Annotated in this window: 14 protein-coding genes; 10 read left to right on the forward strand and 4 right to left on the reverse strand. The window is 34.1% G+C overall.

Annotated elements, in window-relative coordinates; genetic code table 11:
* Positions 1 to 6: 6 nt before the first annotated feature.
* The 3 genes from CXF54_RS01055 to panC are packed head-to-tail and all read right to left on the reverse strand — an operon-like array spanning position 7 to position 2,177.
* Positions 7 to 963 carry a YbhN family protein gene (locus CXF54_RS01055; protein WP_101202088.1) on the reverse strand — a complete coding sequence of 319 codons (957 nt, stop codon included), beginning with the start codon at positions 961 to 963 and terminating at the stop codon, positions 7 to 9.
* Positions 964 to 1,314, reverse strand: a complete 351-nt coding sequence (panD, locus tag CXF54_RS01060) for an aspartate 1-decarboxylase (protein WP_101202089.1) — start codon at positions 1,312 to 1,314, stop codon at positions 964 to 966.
* Between the two features lie 14 nt (positions 1,315 to 1,328).
* Positions 1,329 to 2,177 carry a pantoate--beta-alanine ligase gene (panC, locus tag CXF54_RS01065; RefSeq protein ID WP_101202090.1) on the reverse strand — a complete coding sequence of 283 codons (849 nt, stop codon included), beginning with the start codon at positions 2,175 to 2,177 and terminating at the stop codon, positions 1,329 to 1,331.
* Positions 2,178 to 2,286: 109 nt separating this feature from the next.
* Here panC and CXF54_RS01070 point away from each other — a divergent pair, with 109 nt between their 5' ends.
* The 7 genes from CXF54_RS01070 (at position 2,287) to CXF54_RS01100 (ending at position 13,242) form a co-directional block, all read left to right on the forward strand.
* Positions 2,287 to 3,096 carry a glycogen/starch synthase gene (locus CXF54_RS01070; RefSeq protein WP_090837372.1) on the forward strand — a complete coding sequence of 270 codons (810 nt, stop codon included), beginning with the start codon at positions 2,287 to 2,289 and terminating at the stop codon, positions 3,094 to 3,096.
* Positions 3,097 to 3,122: 26 nt separating this feature from the next.
* A complete protein-coding gene (locus tag CXF54_RS01075; RefSeq protein ID WP_101202091.1) occupies positions 3,123 to 4,757 on the forward strand; it encodes a DUF4270 domain-containing protein in 1,635 nt (544 codons plus the stop codon).
* Between the two features lie 6 nt (positions 4,758 to 4,763).
* Positions 4,764 to 6,611, forward strand: a complete 1,848-nt coding sequence (glmS, locus tag CXF54_RS01080) for a glutamine--fructose-6-phosphate transaminase (isomerizing) (RefSeq protein WP_101202092.1) — start codon at positions 4,764 to 4,766, stop codon at positions 6,609 to 6,611.
* A 193-nt stretch (positions 6,612 to 6,804) separates the two neighbouring features.
* Positions 6,805 to 9,603: a TonB-dependent receptor gene (locus CXF54_RS01085; protein ID WP_101202093.1), complete on the forward strand. Its 2,799-nt coding sequence runs from the start codon at positions 6,805 to 6,807 to the stop codon at positions 9,601 to 9,603.
* Between the two features lie 2 nt (positions 9,604 to 9,605).
* Complete coding sequence (locus CXF54_RS01090; RefSeq protein WP_101202094.1) at positions 9,606 to 11,207, forward strand: SGNH/GDSL hydrolase family protein; 1,602 nt, start codon at positions 9,606 to 9,608, stop codon at positions 11,205 to 11,207.
* A gap of 174 nt (positions 11,208 to 11,381) precedes the next feature.
* Positions 11,382 to 12,890: a F0F1 ATP synthase subunit beta gene (gene atpD, locus CXF54_RS01095; protein ID WP_090836729.1), complete on the forward strand. Its 1,509-nt coding sequence runs from the start codon at positions 11,382 to 11,384 to the stop codon at positions 12,888 to 12,890.
* 73 nt (positions 12,891 to 12,963) lie between these two features.
* Positions 12,964 to 13,242 (forward strand): F0F1 ATP synthase subunit epsilon, encoded by a 279-nt coding sequence (locus CXF54_RS01100; RefSeq protein WP_090836730.1) that lies wholly within the window; start codon positions 12,964 to 12,966, stop codon positions 13,240 to 13,242.
* A gap of 70 nt (positions 13,243 to 13,312) precedes the next feature.
* Here the strand turns inward: CXF54_RS01100 and CXF54_RS01105 are convergent, their stop codons facing one another.
* The gene (locus CXF54_RS01105; RefSeq protein WP_090836731.1) at positions 13,313 to 13,753 is read right to left on the reverse strand and encodes a LexA family protein; all 441 of its coding nucleotides are present in this window, start codon (positions 13,751 to 13,753) and stop codon (positions 13,313 to 13,315) included.
* 353 nt (positions 13,754 to 14,106) lie between these two features.
* Here CXF54_RS01105 and CXF54_RS01110 point away from each other — a divergent pair, with 353 nt between their 5' ends.
* The 3 genes from CXF54_RS01110 (at position 14,107) to CXF54_RS01120 (ending at position 16,624) form a co-directional block, all read left to right on the forward strand.
* The gene (locus tag CXF54_RS01110) at positions 14,107 to 14,682 is read left to right on the forward strand and encodes a hypothetical protein (RefSeq protein WP_101202095.1); all 576 of its coding nucleotides are present in this window, start codon (positions 14,107 to 14,109) and stop codon (positions 14,680 to 14,682) included.
* Positions 14,683 to 14,690: 8 nt separating this feature from the next.
* Positions 14,691 to 16,109, forward strand: a complete 1,419-nt coding sequence (locus CXF54_RS01115) for a flotillin family protein (RefSeq protein WP_101202096.1) — start codon at positions 14,691 to 14,693, stop codon at positions 16,107 to 16,109.
* Between the two features lie 101 nt (positions 16,110 to 16,210).
* Positions 16,211 to 16,624, forward strand: coding sequence for a putative signal transducing protein (locus CXF54_RS01120; protein ID WP_101202097.1), 414 nt, complete (start codon positions 16,211 to 16,213; stop codon positions 16,622 to 16,624).
* The last annotated feature ends 7 nt before the right edge of the window (positions 16,625 to 16,631 follow it).

Genomic DNA, 16,631 nt, shown 5'->3' on the forward strand with positions numbered 1-16,631 from the left:
TACAAATTATTTGTTTCGGTTAAAAAATGGAAGATATAATAACGAAATTCCTCCACAAATAAAAATTAGTATTGTGCTAGAGCTCCACATAATCCATCCAAATGCACGACTTGGATCTTCAGGCAAGCTAAATAAAGAAAAAGCAATAACAATAGCTTCTGGGTAAGACCCAATACCACCATTAGTTGCAGCAACACTAAAGGTTGCCAAAATAAAACCTATTAATATCGCGCCAAACGGAATACTATTTAAATCTGAAAAAGCTAATGTTGTGACATAAAACATTAATAAATACATCACCCAAATAAATAGTGTATGAAAAATAAAGGCCCACTTTTTTTTCATTTTAAAAATACTAAGCGCTCCTTCTATCAATCCGCTAACAAACCCTTTTATCTTTAAGGCTATTTTAGAAGTGCTACGCCTTAAAATCACTATAAATATAACACCTAGAATAGCTAAAACAGAACCAGCAAAAATCACCTTAGTAAGGTCAAACTTGGCTACTAAAAAGTTATATATAAAATCAAATTGGATAAACAAAGTAACAGCTATAATCCCTAGCATGACAATCATGTCCGCAATACGTTCTGCTACTATAGTACCAAAACCTTTTTCAAACGGAACGCCTTCATAATTTGTTAAAATCGAAGCTCTGGCTACTTCTCCTGCTCTTGGGATAGTATAGTTAATCAAATAGGTTGCAAATACAGCCATAATACTATTACCTAGCTTGATCTTATAACCAAGAGGCTCTAGCATAAAAACCCATCGATAGGCACGAGACAAATGACTTAAAAGACCAAAAAATACACCTAAAAGAATGTACCCATAATTTGCATTTTTAGCAAAATCTAAAATATCTTGAAAAGATAATTTTGACAGAGAATACCATATTAAAAATGCTCCCAATAAAATTGGGAGCACGATTTTTAAAAGTTTTAAAACTGGCCTTTTGGACATTTATTTTAATAAGTTATTTGCTTCATTGGGAAATACCAATGATGGCTTAAAAAATTTAGCTTCTTCAATATCCATAAAAGCGTACGTTATTAATATCAAGATATCGTCTTTAGCAACTAATCTTGAAGCCGCACCGTTTAAGGTGATTTCTCCACTGTTTCTTGGTCCAGGAATTGCATAAGTTTCTAAACGTGCGCCATTATTGTTATTTACAATTTGCACTTTTTCTCCTTGAACAATATTTGCTGCATCCATTAAATCTTCATCAATAGTAATACTACCAATATAATTTAGGTCTGCACCTGTTACTTTAACTCTGTGAATTTTAGATTTTACTACTTGTATTTGCATAGGAACAAAGGTAATTAATTTAGAGCGATATTATCTATTAATCTTATGTCTCCTGCATAAACTGCAATAAACGCTCTGTAAGTGTTAGTTTTATGTTTTCGTTTTACTGTTTTTAATGTGTCAACATCGGCAATTATAAAATACTCCAATTCTAATATATCATGATTTACAAACTGCTGCTCAACCCATTGTGTAACTATAGTAGCACTTTTTGTGCCAAATTTTATTTGTGCCTCTTGCAACGTTTTATAGATAAACGGTGCAGCTATTTTGTAATCGGGTTTTAGCCTTACATTTCTAGAACTCATAGCTAAACCATTGGCTTCTCTATGTATTTTACATCCCACAATGTTTACTCCCAAATGATACTTACTAACCAATTTTTTAATAATAGTTAATTGCTGAAAATCCTTTTCTCCAAAATAAGCATTATCAGGCGCTACAATTTCAAACAAACGCTTTACAATTGTTCCAACACCATCAAAATGCCCTTTTCTAAAGCGACCTTCCATTTCAAACTCCAAACCATCAAAACTAAAATGTTGCGCTACAGTATTACCCTCGTATATATCGTCAACACCAGGTGCGTATACAATTATATTTGGTGACACTGTTTTTAACAGTACTACATCATCTTCTAAAGTACGCGGATATTTTTTAAGATCATCAGCATTATCAAACTGGGTTGGATTAACAAAAATGCTAACCACCATAACACCATTATTTAGGAGCCCTTCCTTTATCAAAGACATATGTCCTTGATGCAAAGCGCCCATGGTTGGTACAAAACCTATTTTAGTTCCTTCCTCTTTCAAAGCGGTAACGTGTGTACCTATTTTGTTTTTATTAGTAAATACAAGCATTTTTAATATTTAATTAACGAATGCAAACTTAATATTTTAGTCGCACTTTGCATAAATTTTCGTACTTTTGCGTGTTTTTATTGATAATTCTGAAAAGCTAAACAATATTATGAAAGATAAGAGGATATTATATGTATCATCTGAAGTGGTACCTTATTTACCAGAAACAGAGATTTCTTCAATGTCATTTGAAACACCTAGAATGGTGAATCAACAAGGCGGACAGATTAGAATTTTTATGCCTAAATATGGTAACATCAACGAGAGAAGACATCAACTACATGAAGTTATTCGCTTATCTGGAATTAATTTAATTGTAAACGATTTAGACATGCCTTTAATAATAAAGGTTGCCTCTATCCCAAAAGAGCGTATTCAAGTTTACTTTATTGATAATGACGAGTACTTTAAAAGAAAAGCAACTTTAACAGATGAAGATGGAAATCTTTTTCAGGATAATGACGAACGTGCGATTTTCTTTGCAAAAGGTGTTATTGAAACAGTTAAAAAATTAAACTGGTCTCCAGATATTATTCATGTACATGGATGGTTAGCTTCTTTATTACCATTGTATTTAAAACAATTTTATAAAGACGAACCACTTTTCAGCGAAAGTAAAATAGTAACATCTATATATAAAAGCGGTTTTGAAAAAACACTTAATCCTGATTTAATCAAAAAAATACAATTTGATAAAATCGATGATGATAAAATCAAAACATTAGTTGAGCCAACATATAATAACCTAATGAAAGTTGCAATTGATAGCTCTGACGCATTAATTGTTGGATCAGAAGATTTACCTGAAGAGTTAACAACTTACCTTAAAGAGTCTGACAAACCTGTTTTAGAATATCACGCAAAAGACGAATTTAGCGAAGCATACACTAATTTTTATACAAACAGCGTTTTAGACTAACGTAATACCATATTTAAGACATATTTATGAAAACATACCTATTGAACGTTATCAAATCTGTATTTTTATTGATAATTGTAGCTTTTACTACTGTTGCCTGTGAAAAAGATTTTGTAAATGTAGAAAGCGACATTAGTGGTGCTCAAAATTTTACCACAAACAGCAGATTATTTCCGTTTGTATCTTACAGCAAAAAGCTAGACCCAGTGCAAACTAATGCAATAACAAGTAATGTTTTAGGTTTCTATAACGACCCTGTTTATGGCGTAACATCTGCTAATTTAGTTACCCAAATAGCTCCAGATGATGTAAGTCCTGACTTTGGTGACAATCTTGAAATTATATCGGTCAAACTATACATACCGTATTATGCAACTGCAGATGACACGGATGACGATGGTAACACAACTTACATATTGGACTCTATTTTTGGTAATGCAACTAGCCCATATAAATTATCGATACTAAAAAACGAATATTACTTACGTAATTTAGATCCAGAATCTGATTTTGGCGAATCTCAGGCATATTACTCCAATGCTTATTCAAGTCTTAACCTAAGCGCTTTTGAAGGAGATTTAATTTACGAAAGCCCGGATAGTGGTTTCGTACCAAGCTCACAATACGTCGCGATTGAAGAAATCCCAATTGGAGAAGACGAACTAGAAGAACTAGAAACAAGTCGTGCTCCTGGAATCTATTTAGATTTAAACAATGAAATGTTTGACAATTCAAAATGGAAAGATTTACTAGTGCAATCTGATGGCACAACAAATCCTAACTTAAATAATATTGCAGATTTTAAAAATGCTTTCAGAGGATTAATTTTTAAAGCAGAACAAATAGGTCTCAACGAAGGTAACATGGCTTATTTAAATCTAAGCGAAGGTGCTACTATTGACATTAGATATGAAACTGACGTAGAAGACACAACTACAAGTGAAAGAGAAAGAGACACATATACATTTAACTTTAATAGTATAAAGTTCAATACTTTTGAAAACGTAACTAACACGATACCTCTTACTGACGGAGATGCTGAAAATGGTGATGATCAACTTTTCATTTCTGGATTTAAAGGGTCAATGGTTGTTTTAGATCTATTTAACGGTGATATCGTTGATGAAACTAATACCACTCAAGACGCTTTTCTTTACTTTAAAGATCGCGAAGACAAATGGCTAATAAATGAAGCTGCTTTAACTTTTTATGTTGACATACCTGTTGGTCAAGGAGGACAAACAGAACCAGATAGAATAATACTTTATGACTTAGAAACTAAAACACCAATAGCAGATTACTTTTTGGACGGAACAGCCACTAGTACTGACCCTGTAAACTCCTTAATACTATACTCTCCAAAATTAGAGAGAGATAGTGATTTGAATGGAATAAAATATAAAATACGACTTACAGAACATTTAAATAATATACTTTTAAACGACTCTGAAAACTCTAAATTAGGATTATACATTACAACTAATATTAATTATTCAGCGACATCAAAAATACTGGATACCCTAGAAGATGATACAGTTACATTTGTACCTAAAAGTTCTATAATAGCTCCGGAAGGAACTATATTACACGGTAGCAAATCTAGTGTCCCAGAAAATGTTAGAGCTACTTTTGAAATCTTTTATACAGAAATTGAAAATTAAAAACTTATGTGCGGAATAGTAGGATATATAGGAAAAAGAGAAGCTTATCCAATAGTAATGGAAGGCTTAAAACGATTAGAATACAGAGGATACGATAGCGCAGGTATCGCTTTATATGATGGTTCAGAAATAAAACTTTGTAAAACAAAAGGAAAAGTTGCAAACTTAGAAGCGCGCGTTAAAGAAGAAATTACAACTAACGGAAGTGTTGGTATAGGCCACACGCGTTGGGCAACACATGGTGTGCCAAACGATGTGAACTCTCACCCGCATTATTCTAATTCAGGAGATTTAGTTATTATTCACAATGGTATTATAGAAAATTATGATTCTATAAAAACAGAACTTATAAAGAGAGGATACCAATTCAAATCGGATACGGATACAGAAGTATTAATAAATCTTATTGAAGAAGTAAAGAAAAAGAACAACGTAAAATTAGGTAAAGCAGTACAACTAGCCTTAAAAGAAGTTGTAGGCGCTTACGCCATTGCTGTTTTTGACAAAAACAAACCAAACGAAATTGTTGTTGCGAAATTAGGAAGTCCTTTAGCTATAGGAATTGGTGAAGACGAATTTTTTATTGCAAGTGATGCTTCTCCTTTTATCGAGTACACAAAAAATGCCATATACTTAGAAGATGAAGAAATGGCTATTGTACGTAGAGATAAAAAAATAAAAATCAGAAAAATAAAAGATGATTCTGAAGTAACTCCTGCAATGCAAGAGCTTAAGTTTAATATTGAGCAAATTGAAAAAGGTGGTTATGAACATTTCATGTTAAAAGAAATCCATGAACAACCAAATGCAATCAGAGACACCTATAGAGGTCGATTACTTGCAAATGAAGGGATTATTAGAATGGCAGGGATTGATGATAACCTTGAAAAATTTCTAAATGCTAATAGGATTATAATCGTAGCCTGTGGTACATCATGGCACGCAGGTCTAGTTGCAGAATATATTTTTGAAGACCTAGCTAGAATTCCTGTAGAAGTAGAATATGCTTCAGAATTTAGATATCGTAATCCGGTAATTACAGATAAAGATGTGGTTATCGCCATATCTCAATCAGGAGAAACTGCAGATACACTAGCAGCAATAAAACTAGCAAAATCTAAAGGCGCTTTTGTTTTTGGAGTTTGTAACGTTGTTGGATCTACTATCGCCAGAGAAACTAACGCAGGTGCTTATACGCATGCAGGTCCTGAAATTGGTGTTGCTTCAACAAAAGCATTTACTACACAAATTACTGTTTTAACTTTAATTGCTTTAAAGCTAGCAAAAGCAAACGGAAGTATGTCAAATACAGTCTTCCATAGTCATTTACAAGAATTAGAACTAATACCTGATAAGGTAAAAGAAGCTCTAAAAGCTGATGAACATATCAAAGCAGTAGCACAAATTTATAAGGATGCTAAAAACTGTTTATATTTAGGAAGAGGTTACAACTTCCCAGTTGCTTTAGAAGGCGCCTTAAAACTAAAAGAGATTTCATACATACACGCTGAAGGTTATCCTGCTGCCGAAATGAAACATGGCCCTATAGCTCTAATTGACGAGCAAATGCCTGTATTTGTAATAGCTACCAAAAAAGGGCATTACGAAAAAGTGGTTAGTAACATTCAAGAAATTAAATCAAGATCTGGTAAAATCATTGGAATTGTGACCAAAGGAGATATTGATGTAAAAAAAGTAGCAGATCACGTTATTGAAGTACCAGAAACAATAGAGTCATTAACACCTTTATTGACAACTATACCACTTCAATTATTATCCTACCATATAGCAGTAATGCTTGACAAAAATGTTGATCAACCAAGAAACTTAGCTAAATCAGTAACTGTAGAGTAACATTACTCACTTTTATATAGACGCTTCAAAGCTCATAATTATTCATAAAAACATATAAGATTTTATGAATAATTAGCTTTGAAGCGTCTTTTTTTCACAAATACTTATTATGCACGCATAATTTATTGTCTCTTTTTATTAAAATTTCGTTAAAAAACGTATATTGGCTACATAAATTAACTAAATCTAAAAAATGAGAACAATCCTTTCAATTGTATTGTTGTGTTTTTGCGGAATCGCTTTTTCGCAATCAACGATAACAGGAACAGTGTTAGACGACGTAAGTCAACAACCTATTCCAAGCGCAAATGTTGTAATAGTTGGTACATCTGTAGGAACTGCTACAGACTTTGACGGTAACTTCACCCTTAGTACCGATAAAAACCCACCATTTACTATACAAGTTAGTAGCGTTGGTTTTTCTGCAAAAGACATAGAAGTTACTTCAAAAAAACAAGTTATAAACGTAATCCTTAACGAAGGAACATCCTTAGATGAAGTTGTTATATCTGCTTCAAGGACTCCTGAGCGTATTTTCGAATCTTCTGTTACGGTAGAACGTTTTGGTTTAAAAGAAATTAAAAACACTGCGTCTGCCGATTTCTACGATGGACTAGAAAACTTAAAAGGTGTAGATGTTAACACAAATAGTTTAACGTTCAAATCTGTTAACACTCGTGGTTTTGCCACTTTTGCAAACACACGTTTTATGCAGTTAGTTGATGGTATGGACAACTCAACACCAGCTCTAAACTTTCCAATTGGAAACTTAGTAGGTATGACTGAAACTGATGTTTTAAGTGTAGAGTTACTTCCTGGTGCTTCTTCTGCGTTATACGGAGCAAATGCATTTAATGGTATTTTATTTATGAGAAGTAAAAATCCATTTGATCATCAAGGAATAAGTGCATCTATCAAAAGAGGAATTACTTCTCAAGAAGCTGCAGGAGACAACCCTTATACTGACTTAAGTTTAAGAATGGCTCATAAATTCAGTGATAAAATTGCTGTTAAAGTTAACTTCGGATACTTGAAAGGTACAGATTGGCAAGCAACTAGCGAAGTTGATAAAATTGACCCAACTAGAACAAGATCAAACACAAACTATGACGGTATAAATGTATATGGAGACGAAGTGTCTACTAATATTAGAGCTGCGTCAGGATTAGGTATTATTCCAGATGTAGTTGTAAGTAGAACAGGTTATAACGAACGTGACTTAACTAATTACAATGCAGAAAGCATTAAATCTGATTGGGGATTATATTACCGTCCAATTGAAGATAGTAATTTAGAAATTTCTTACGTAGGAAAGGTAGGAACAGGAACAACTATTTACCAAGGAACAAACAGATATAACATTAATGGTTTTTTCCAACAACAACATAAACTAGAAGTTAAAAATGACAACTTCTTTGTTCGTGCTTATGAGGTTTCTGATAAAGCAGGAAAATCTTACGACATGGTATTTACTGGAATTAACATAAATAGAGCTTGGAAGAGTGATACTGATTGGTTTCAAGATTATATCGGAGCCTATGCTGGACTTGAATTAACAGGTAATCCAGGAGGTTTAACAGATCAGCAAAAACATGACTTTGCAAGATCTGTCGCTGATGAAGTAATTGATCCAGATGGTGTTGATGACGGAATAGAGCGATTTGTTCCTGGTTCTCCAGAATATGTTGCTGCTTTCAATAAAAGTATAAATGATCCAGATTTAAGAACTGGTTCTAAATTTCAAGATGCTTCTAAGTATTTTCATAGTGATGCTAACTACAACCTCGGACACTTAATTGATTTTGCTGAAATACAAGTAGGTGGATCTTACAGAAAGTATAAATTAAATTCTGGTGGAACAATCTACACAGATAGACTTAGTCCTATAGAGTACTCTGAATTTGGAATCTATTCTCAAATACAAAAGGAAATTGAACTAGATGAAGAAATGGAATTAAAACTTACTGTTTCTGGTAGATACGATAAATCAGAATTATTTGATGGTTTTTTCTCTCCTAGATTATCTGCAGCACTAACATTAAATAGAAATCATAATGTTAGAGCCTCAGTACAAACTGGTTTTAGAAACCCAACGACTCAAGATTTATTTATTGGATTAGATGCTGGTAGAGCAATTTTAGTAGGATCTGCTGCTAGTAACTTAAACAGGTATTCTGGAGACTATGATGTTAGTTTAGTTGGTCAAACTACTTATGGTCAATCAGCTTCAATAACACAAACAGGAGCAGCAGCATATAACAATTCTTATTCTGCAAGCTCAGTAGTTGCATTTGCAGCAGCTGGAAACCCTGCATTATTAGATATTGCTAACCCAGAGATTATCAAACCAGAAAAAGTAACTTCAATGGAAGTTGGGTATAGAGGTAAATACGAAAGTATCATTGTAGATTTAAGTGCATACTATAACAAATATGAAGATTTTATTTCTCAAGAAGTTGTTGTTGCACCACTTTACGGAACTGTTGGAGACAATAGCTTATCTGTAGCTGCATTAGCAAACGGAGATTTTAAAACATATAGTGCTTATACCAACTCTGATGTTGATGTAAACTCATATGGTGCTTCAATTGGTTTATCTACTAAAGTATTTAATGGTTTTGATTTAGGAGGAAGTTATACGTTTACAAAACAAGATTTTGATCAAGCAGCAAATCCAGATTTTCAAACCAATTTTAACACACCGGAACATAAGTTTAAAGCTTCTTTTGGGAATACTAATTTATTCGAAAACTTTGGATTTAATGTCGCTTATAGATTTAGTGATGACTACTTCTGGGAAGCAACATTTGGGAATGGAATCGTTCCAGAATTTCACACTATAGATGCACAAATAAACTATAGAGTTCCTAGTTTAAAATCAATAATAAAAGTAGGTGCTACAAACTTAACTGGTAATGAATATTTTACTGCTTTTGGAACAGGATTTATTGGATCAATGTATTATGCATCACTAACAATTAACAACTTATAATAATGAAGACATTAAAAAATATAAAATATATAGGGCTTCTTGCCATAGCTATAGGTTTTACAGCATGTAGTGATGAATCAGATTTTGAGGAGTTTTTAGACCAACCGCCAACGGATGCGGCAGTATTACCTAGCTTAACTGCTGGTTCTGCGGATTTCTCAAACTTTGTATCTTTAGGGGCTTCTTTTACATCTGGATTTACAGATGGTGCTTTATTTATTGCAGCACAAGAAAACTCTTTTCCAAACACATTGTCAAAACAATTTGCAAACGCTAATGGAGGTGTTTTTACACAACCATTAATGAATGACAATATTGGAGGATTACTATTTGGAACTACTGTTGTAGCAAACCCTAGATTATTCTTCAACGGTGCTGGACCTTCTGTATTACCTGCAACTCCAACTACTGATATTACAGTAAGTTTAGCTGCAGACGGAAGCATCTTTAAAAACGTAGGTGTACCAGGAGCAAAAAGTACACATATAGATTTTAATGGTTACGCTAGTTTAAATCCATATTTTGGAAGAATGGCTAACTCAGCATCAGTATCAATGCTAGAATATACAATTGCACAAAACCCAACATTTTTCACTTTATCAGAAATAGGTGGAAATGATGTATTAGGATATGCAACTAAAGGTGGTGACGGAACAGACCCTATTACACCAACAGCTACTTTTGATTTTGTTTTTAACGACATGGTGAATCAATTAACAGCTGTTTGTCCAAACGGAGTAGTAACTAACGTACCATATATTACAGATTTACCACACTTTACAACGGTACCTCATAACCCACTAGATCCTACAAACCCAGCTTTTGGACCACAAATACCATTACTTAATTCAATATTTGGTGCATTAAACCCAATATTTGAAGCAGTAGATCCAGCTAGAGCAATTGTATTTTCTGAGACTGCAGCAAGTGCAGTTGTTATTAGAGACGAAAGCTTAGCTGACATATCAAGTATAATCATTGCACAATTAAATGCTAGTCCAACATTCCCAGCATTTATTGCTCAATTTGGATTACCGGCAGCAGCAGCGCCATTAGTAGCTAACTTATTAGGTACAACTTATGGTCAAACTAGACAAGCAACAGCGTCGGATTTATTGGTCCTTCCTAGTTCTAGTATTATTGGAACAGTAAACACAGCTAATGTAGCAATATTAATGGGACAAGGCTTACCTCAAGCTTTAGCAGGACAGTTTTCTGTAGAAGGTGTTAGTTTACCTCTTGAAGACAAATGGGTACTAATCCCTACAGAACAAGATGAAATTAAAACAGCAACTGATGCATACAATGCAACTATTGCAAGTGTAGCTAGTGCAAAAGGATTAGCTTTAGTAGATTTAAACGATATATTAGGTCAAGCTTCAACAGTTGGAGTTGATTTTGATAGCTATAACCTAACTACAGATTTAGTAACTGGTGGACTAGTAAGTTTAGATGGAATACATTTAACAGCTAGAGGTTATGGGTTAATGGCAAACAAGTTTTTAGAAGCTATTGATGCTACTTACGGATCTAACTTCGTAGCTTCAGGAAATGTAGCTATCGCAGAAGACTTTGGTGTAACATATTCACCTACATTACAATAGACAATAAACAGTATATTTAAAGCACCTGTATATTACATAATAATACGCAGGTGTTTTTTTATATATAAAAAAGTTTCTGTCCACTTTCATTTTAAATTAAAACACCTATCTTTGCACGCGAAAACAGAAGGTGTTTTCTTTCAATTAAATACCATAATATTAAACACATAAGTAATGTCAAAAGTTACAGGTAAAGTTGCTCAAATAGTAGGTCCAGTTATCGATGTAGAATTCGCTGCTGGTTCTGAACTACCAAAAATTTACGATTCATTAGAAATTAATAAAGCTGATGGTTCAAAACTAGTATTAGAAGTACAATCTCACATTGGTGAAGACACAGTGCGTACAATTGCTATGGACTCTTCAGATGGATTAAGTAGAGGAACAGAAGTTATTGCTACTGGTGCTCCAATACAAATGCCAATTGGTGGCGATATCTACGGACGTTTATTTAACGTTATTGGAGATGCTATTGACGGTTTAGGTGATTTACCTAAAGCTGGAGATGCTGGTTTACCAATACACAGACAAGCGCCTAAATTTGAAGACTTATCAACATCTACTGAGGTGCTATTTACAGGTATTAAGGTAATTGATTTAATTGAGCCTTATGCAAAAGGAGGTAAAATTGGATTATTTGGTGGTGCCGGAGTAGGTAAAACTGTATTAATTCAAGAATTAATTAACAACATTGCAAAAGGACACGGTGGACTTTCAGTATTCGCAGGAGTAGGAGAAAGAACACGTGAAGGTAACGATTTACTTCGTGAGATGTTAGAGTCAGGAATTATCAAGTATGGTGATGACTTTATGCACTCTATGGAAGAAGGCGGTTGGGATCTTCAAAAGGTTGACAAAAACGTAATGAAGGATTCAAAAGCAACTTTTGTTTTTGGACAAATGAATGAGCCACCTGGAGCTCGTGCTCGTGTAGCACTTTCAGGATTAACAATAGCAGAATACTTCCGTGATGGCGCTGGAGAAGGACAAGGAAAAGATGTACTTTTCTTCGTAGATAACATCTTCCGTTTTACACAAGCTGGTTCTGAGGTATCTGCATTATTAGGTCGTATGCCTTCTGCAGTAGGTTACCAACCAACATTAGCAACAGAGATGGGTGCAATGCAAGAGCGTATTACATCAACTAAAAGAGGTTCTATTACATCTGTACAAGCAGTATATGTACCTGCAGATGATTTAACAGATCCTGCACCAGCAACTACGTTTGCTCACTTAGATGCAACAACTGTATTATCACGTAAAATTGCTGAGCTAGGTATTTACCCAGCAGTAGATCCATTAGATTCTACATCAAGAATTTTAACAGCTGATATTTTAGGAGATGAGCACTATGACTGTGCACAACGTGTTAAGGAATTATTACAACGTTATAAAGAATTACAAGATATTATCGCCATTTTAGGAATGGAGGAATTATCTGAAGAAGATAAAATGGCTGTAGGTAGAGCAAGACGTGTACAACGTTTCTTATCTCAACCTTTCCACGTAGCAGAGCAGTTTACTGGTCTTAAAGGTGTTTTAGTAGACATTAAGGAAACAATTAAAGGATTTAACATGATTATGGATGGTGGTTTAGATCACTTACCAGAAGCTGCCTTTAACCTTAAAGGATCTATTGAAGAAGCTATCGAAGCTGGAGAGAAAATGCTTGCTGAAGCTTAATATGAGTTAGTAGTTTACAGTGTAATCTTTTTAAGAGAAACACTGTAAACTGCAAACTTCAAACTATAAGACTATGTATTTAGAAATTGTATCACCAGAAGCAACCTTATTTAGTGGAGAAGTAACTAGCGTTACAGTTCCTGGACTAGATGGTGACTTTGAAATGTTAAACAATCACGCACCGGTAGTGTCTCTTTTAAAAGAAGGAACTGTAAAAATTACAGGAAACATTACTTTAGATAAAGAAGTTGAATCTAACTTTACAAAGGGAGATAAAAACACTACTTTATTGAAAATTAATTCTGGTACGCTAGAAATGAATGGCAACAAAGTAATAGTATTAGCTGACTAATACCATTATTAAATTTATATAAAAAAAGCGAAACTAATGTTTCGCTTTTTTTTTGTGTTATACTTTAAGGTTATACCTTTTTAATCACGTTGGTTACAATACCCCAAATTAAAAAATTATTGTCTTCTGTTATTTTGATAATTGGATAGTTTGGATTTTCTGGCTGTAACCAAACTTCGTCTTGAGAAACACGAAGACGCTTAACAGTAAATTCGCCATCCAAAAAGCACACTGCTATTTTATTGTTTGCTGGTTCTAGGCTTCTGTCAATGACTAGTAAATCGTTATCGTCTAATCCAGCACCAATCATAGACTGCCCGCTGACTTTTGCATAAAACGTCGTTTCTTTATTTTTAACCAACTCCTCATCTAAAGATAATCGTTGTTGATTAAAATCTTCGGCAGGTGCAGGAAAACCAGCAGATATACCGGTATCAAAAAACTGTCCAGCTGCGTCATCTACTGCGTCCGGCGTAAAGAAGGTTAAGCTTCCTGATTTATGTGCTATCATAACTATTATTCTATTAGATTACTGCGTATGCGTTAAGGATTGAGCGGTCTGTCTGAGCTCCTCGCAGAGAGCGAGTAGCGAAAGCCTGACCCTTGGGTAACGCCCTTAATTCCTTTTTTTAAAGATAGGCATTACAGTATATAACTTACAACATTATTTTACTACAATTCCCTTTTATTAACGTCTAACTATCAATACAGTTGGCGCATAGGATAATAAAAAGCGTTGGATTAAAAATTTTTGTAACAAATACTAAGTTTTGACTACCTATAGTTAAGAAACTGAAATAGGCGAGTTTAAATTTTGCCTAACAAATTCAAACACACTATATTCAATCTTTAAAACTAAACATTATGTTAGAGTGGTTTAATGCCTTAGCGTGGTTCCCAAAAGTATTTTGGATGATCGCAATAATAGCGTCCTTTATTTTTATTATTACTATTATCATGTCTTTTGCTGGCGGAGATACCGACGATTTTGGAGATGTTGATGCGGATATTGATGGTGATACAGGCATTGGTTTTCAGTTTATTACATTTAAAAACCTTGTTGGTTTCTTTACTGTTTTTGGATGGTCCGGAATTGCATGTATCGATGCGGGATTATCTCAAACATTAACCATTATAATTGCAATTGCCTGTGGTATGGTAATGATGGCAATAATGGCTGCGATGTTTTATTCTATGAGAAAACTAAGTGATAGCGGTACTTTAGATTACAACAATGCGATAAACCAAATTGGAGAAGTCTATTTAACGGTTGGTGCCAACCGCTCTAAAATAGGAAAAGCACATGTTAGAATACAAGGCGCTTTACGCGAATTAGAAGCTTTAACGGATCACCCAACAGACTTAAAAACAGGGACCGTTATACAAGTCAAGGAAGTGACTTCTAATGGCATATTAATTATTGATAAACTAAACAACTAAATAAACCTATGACTTTACAAATCACACAAGACTCCTTAAATTTAGGATTCCCGGTAGCTATTATTGCTGCTGTATTATTTATTTTCTTATTTTTTATTGTATTAATAAGACGTTACAAACGTTGTCCTTCTGACCGTATACTTGTGGTTTACGGAAAAGTTGGAGGCGGGCAATCTGCCAAATGTATACATGGTGGTGCTGCCTTTATTTTACCGGTAATACAAGATTATCAGTTTTTAGATTTAACACCAATATCTATTGAGGTAAACCTAGTTAATGCTTTATCTAAACAAAATATCCGTGTAAATGTACCTTCAAGATTTACTATTGGTGTGTCTACAGAGCCAGGTATTATGCAAAATGCTGCAGAGCGTTTATTAGGATTACCTCAGGATAGCATACAAGAATTAGCACAAGAAATAATTTTTGGACAATTACGTTTAGTTGTTGCATCCATGGATATTGAAGAAATTAACAGTGATAGAGATAAGTTTTTAACTAACATATCGCAAAGTGTTGAATCTGAATTAAAGAAAGTAGGTCTTAAACTTATTAACGTAAACATTACGGATATTGTTGATGAGTCTGGTTATATCGAAGCTTTAGGAAAAGAAGCTGCTGCACATGCTATTAACGCCGCACGTAAATCTGTAGCAGAGAAAAACAGAGATGGATCTATTGGTGAAGCAAATGCTGTACAAGATGAAAGATCACAGGTTGCTGCTGCTAATGCCCAAGCTGTAGAAGGAGAAAACACTGCTAAAATTGCTGTTGCTAATTCGGACTCTTTACGTCGTCAGCGTGAAGCTGAAGCCGGACGTGTCGCTGTGGCTTCAGAGAAGGTACAAACTGCAAAAGCTTTAGAAGAGTCGTATGCTGCAGAACAAATTGCTGAAGCTGCGAGAGCGGAGCGCGAACGCTCTTCTCAAATGGCAGATATTATTGTCCCTGCTGAAATTGATAAACGTAAGGTTGAAATTGATGCTGAAGCACGTGCAGAAAATATTAGAAGAATTGCAAAAGGTGAAGCGGATGCAATTTTATTTAAAGCACAAGCAGAAGCACAAGGTCAGTTTGAAATTTTAACCAAGCAAGCTGCGGGTATGGAACAAATTGTTAAAGCTGCTGGTAACAACTCTAAGGATGCGGTACTATTATTAATTGCAGATAAGCTACCAGAATTAGTAAAAACGCAAGCAGAAGCTATTAAAAACATAAAAATAGACAAGGTAACGGTTTGGGAGAATGGTGGAAGTGGCGCTGATGGAAAATCATCAACTGCTAACTTTTTATCAGGAATGTATAAATCGGTACCACCACTTCAAGACATGTTTAATATGGCCGGAATGGACTTACCAGAATATTTAAAAGGTAAAGACAAAACACCTATTGAAGAGGCTAAAATAGATGATAGTAAAACTGAATAATCTTAATAGTAAATCATAAATAAAAAAACTCACAGATTTAAAATCTGTGAGGTTTTTTTAGTCTTCTGTGTATATTTAACAAAACACAAAAACCACACTCGATGAGACAAACCTTTAAAACTATTGCTAAATTTCAGTACTCGGCAGAAGCGCAAATAATTAAAGGCAGATTAGAATCTGAAGGCATCCAAGTATTTTTAAGTGATAATATAACTATAGACACAGATCCTTTAGTAAGCAATGCAATTGGTGGTGTTAAACTTAAGGTATTGTCTACAGATGCAATGGAAGCACAACACATCCTTGAAAGTATTAGTAAATATGCTATTGATGATGAAGGTAATGCCATGCAATGTCCTAATTGCACAAGCACAGAAGTGCAACTATTTTCTACAATAACAAGTTTAAAATCTTTTGTTGCTTTTATTTTTGGGTTTATATCGGGTACACTTCCCTTCTACTCTAAAGATAAATACAGATGCGCAAATTGCAACACTGAATTTGATGTAAAATAAAAAACAT

Origin of the sequence: Olleya sp. 1-3, assembly GCF_002836085.1 — a bacterium.
Taxonomy (GTDB): domain Bacteria; phylum Bacteroidota; class Bacteroidia; order Flavobacteriales; family Flavobacteriaceae; genus Olleya; species Olleya namhaensis.

Excerpts from the sequence above, each read along its gene's own strand:
- CXF54_RS01055 (WP_101202088.1), bottom strand. The coding sequence starts at position 963 with ATGTCCAAAAGGCCAGTTTTAAAACTTTTAAAAATCGTGCTCCCAATT.
- panD (WP_101202089.1), bottom strand. The coding sequence starts at position 1,314 with ATGCAAATACAAGTAGTAAAATCTAAAATTCACAGAGTTAAAGTAACA.
- panC (WP_101202090.1), bottom strand. The coding sequence starts at position 2,177 with ATGCTTGTATTTACTAATAAAAACAAAATAGGTACACACGTTACCGCT.
- CXF54_RS01070 (WP_090837372.1), top strand. The coding sequence starts at position 2,287 with ATGAAAGATAAGAGGATATTATATGTATCATCTGAAGTGGTACCTTAT.
- CXF54_RS01075 (WP_101202091.1), top strand. The coding sequence starts at position 3,123 with ATGAAAACATACCTATTGAACGTTATCAAATCTGTATTTTTATTGATA.
- glmS (WP_101202092.1), top strand. The coding sequence starts at position 4,764 with ATGTGCGGAATAGTAGGATATATAGGAAAAAGAGAAGCTTATCCAATA.
- CXF54_RS01085 (WP_101202093.1), top strand. The coding sequence starts at position 6,805 with ATGAGAACAATCCTTTCAATTGTATTGTTGTGTTTTTGCGGAATCGCT.
- CXF54_RS01090 (WP_101202094.1), top strand. The coding sequence starts at position 9,606 with ATGAAGACATTAAAAAATATAAAATATATAGGGCTTCTTGCCATAGCT.
- atpD (WP_090836729.1), top strand. The coding sequence starts at position 11,382 with ATGTCAAAAGTTACAGGTAAAGTTGCTCAAATAGTAGGTCCAGTTATC.
- CXF54_RS01100 (WP_090836730.1), top strand. The coding sequence starts at position 12,964 with ATGTATTTAGAAATTGTATCACCAGAAGCAACCTTATTTAGTGGAGAA.
- CXF54_RS01105 (WP_090836731.1), bottom strand. The coding sequence starts at position 13,753 with ATGATAGCACATAAATCAGGAAGCTTAACCTTCTTTACGCCGGACGCA.
- CXF54_RS01110 (WP_101202095.1), top strand. The coding sequence starts at position 14,107 with ATGTTAGAGTGGTTTAATGCCTTAGCGTGGTTCCCAAAAGTATTTTGG.
- CXF54_RS01115 (WP_101202096.1), top strand. The coding sequence starts at position 14,691 with ATGACTTTACAAATCACACAAGACTCCTTAAATTTAGGATTCCCGGTA.
- CXF54_RS01120 (WP_101202097.1), top strand. The coding sequence starts at position 16,211 with ATGAGACAAACCTTTAAAACTATTGCTAAATTTCAGTACTCGGCAGAA.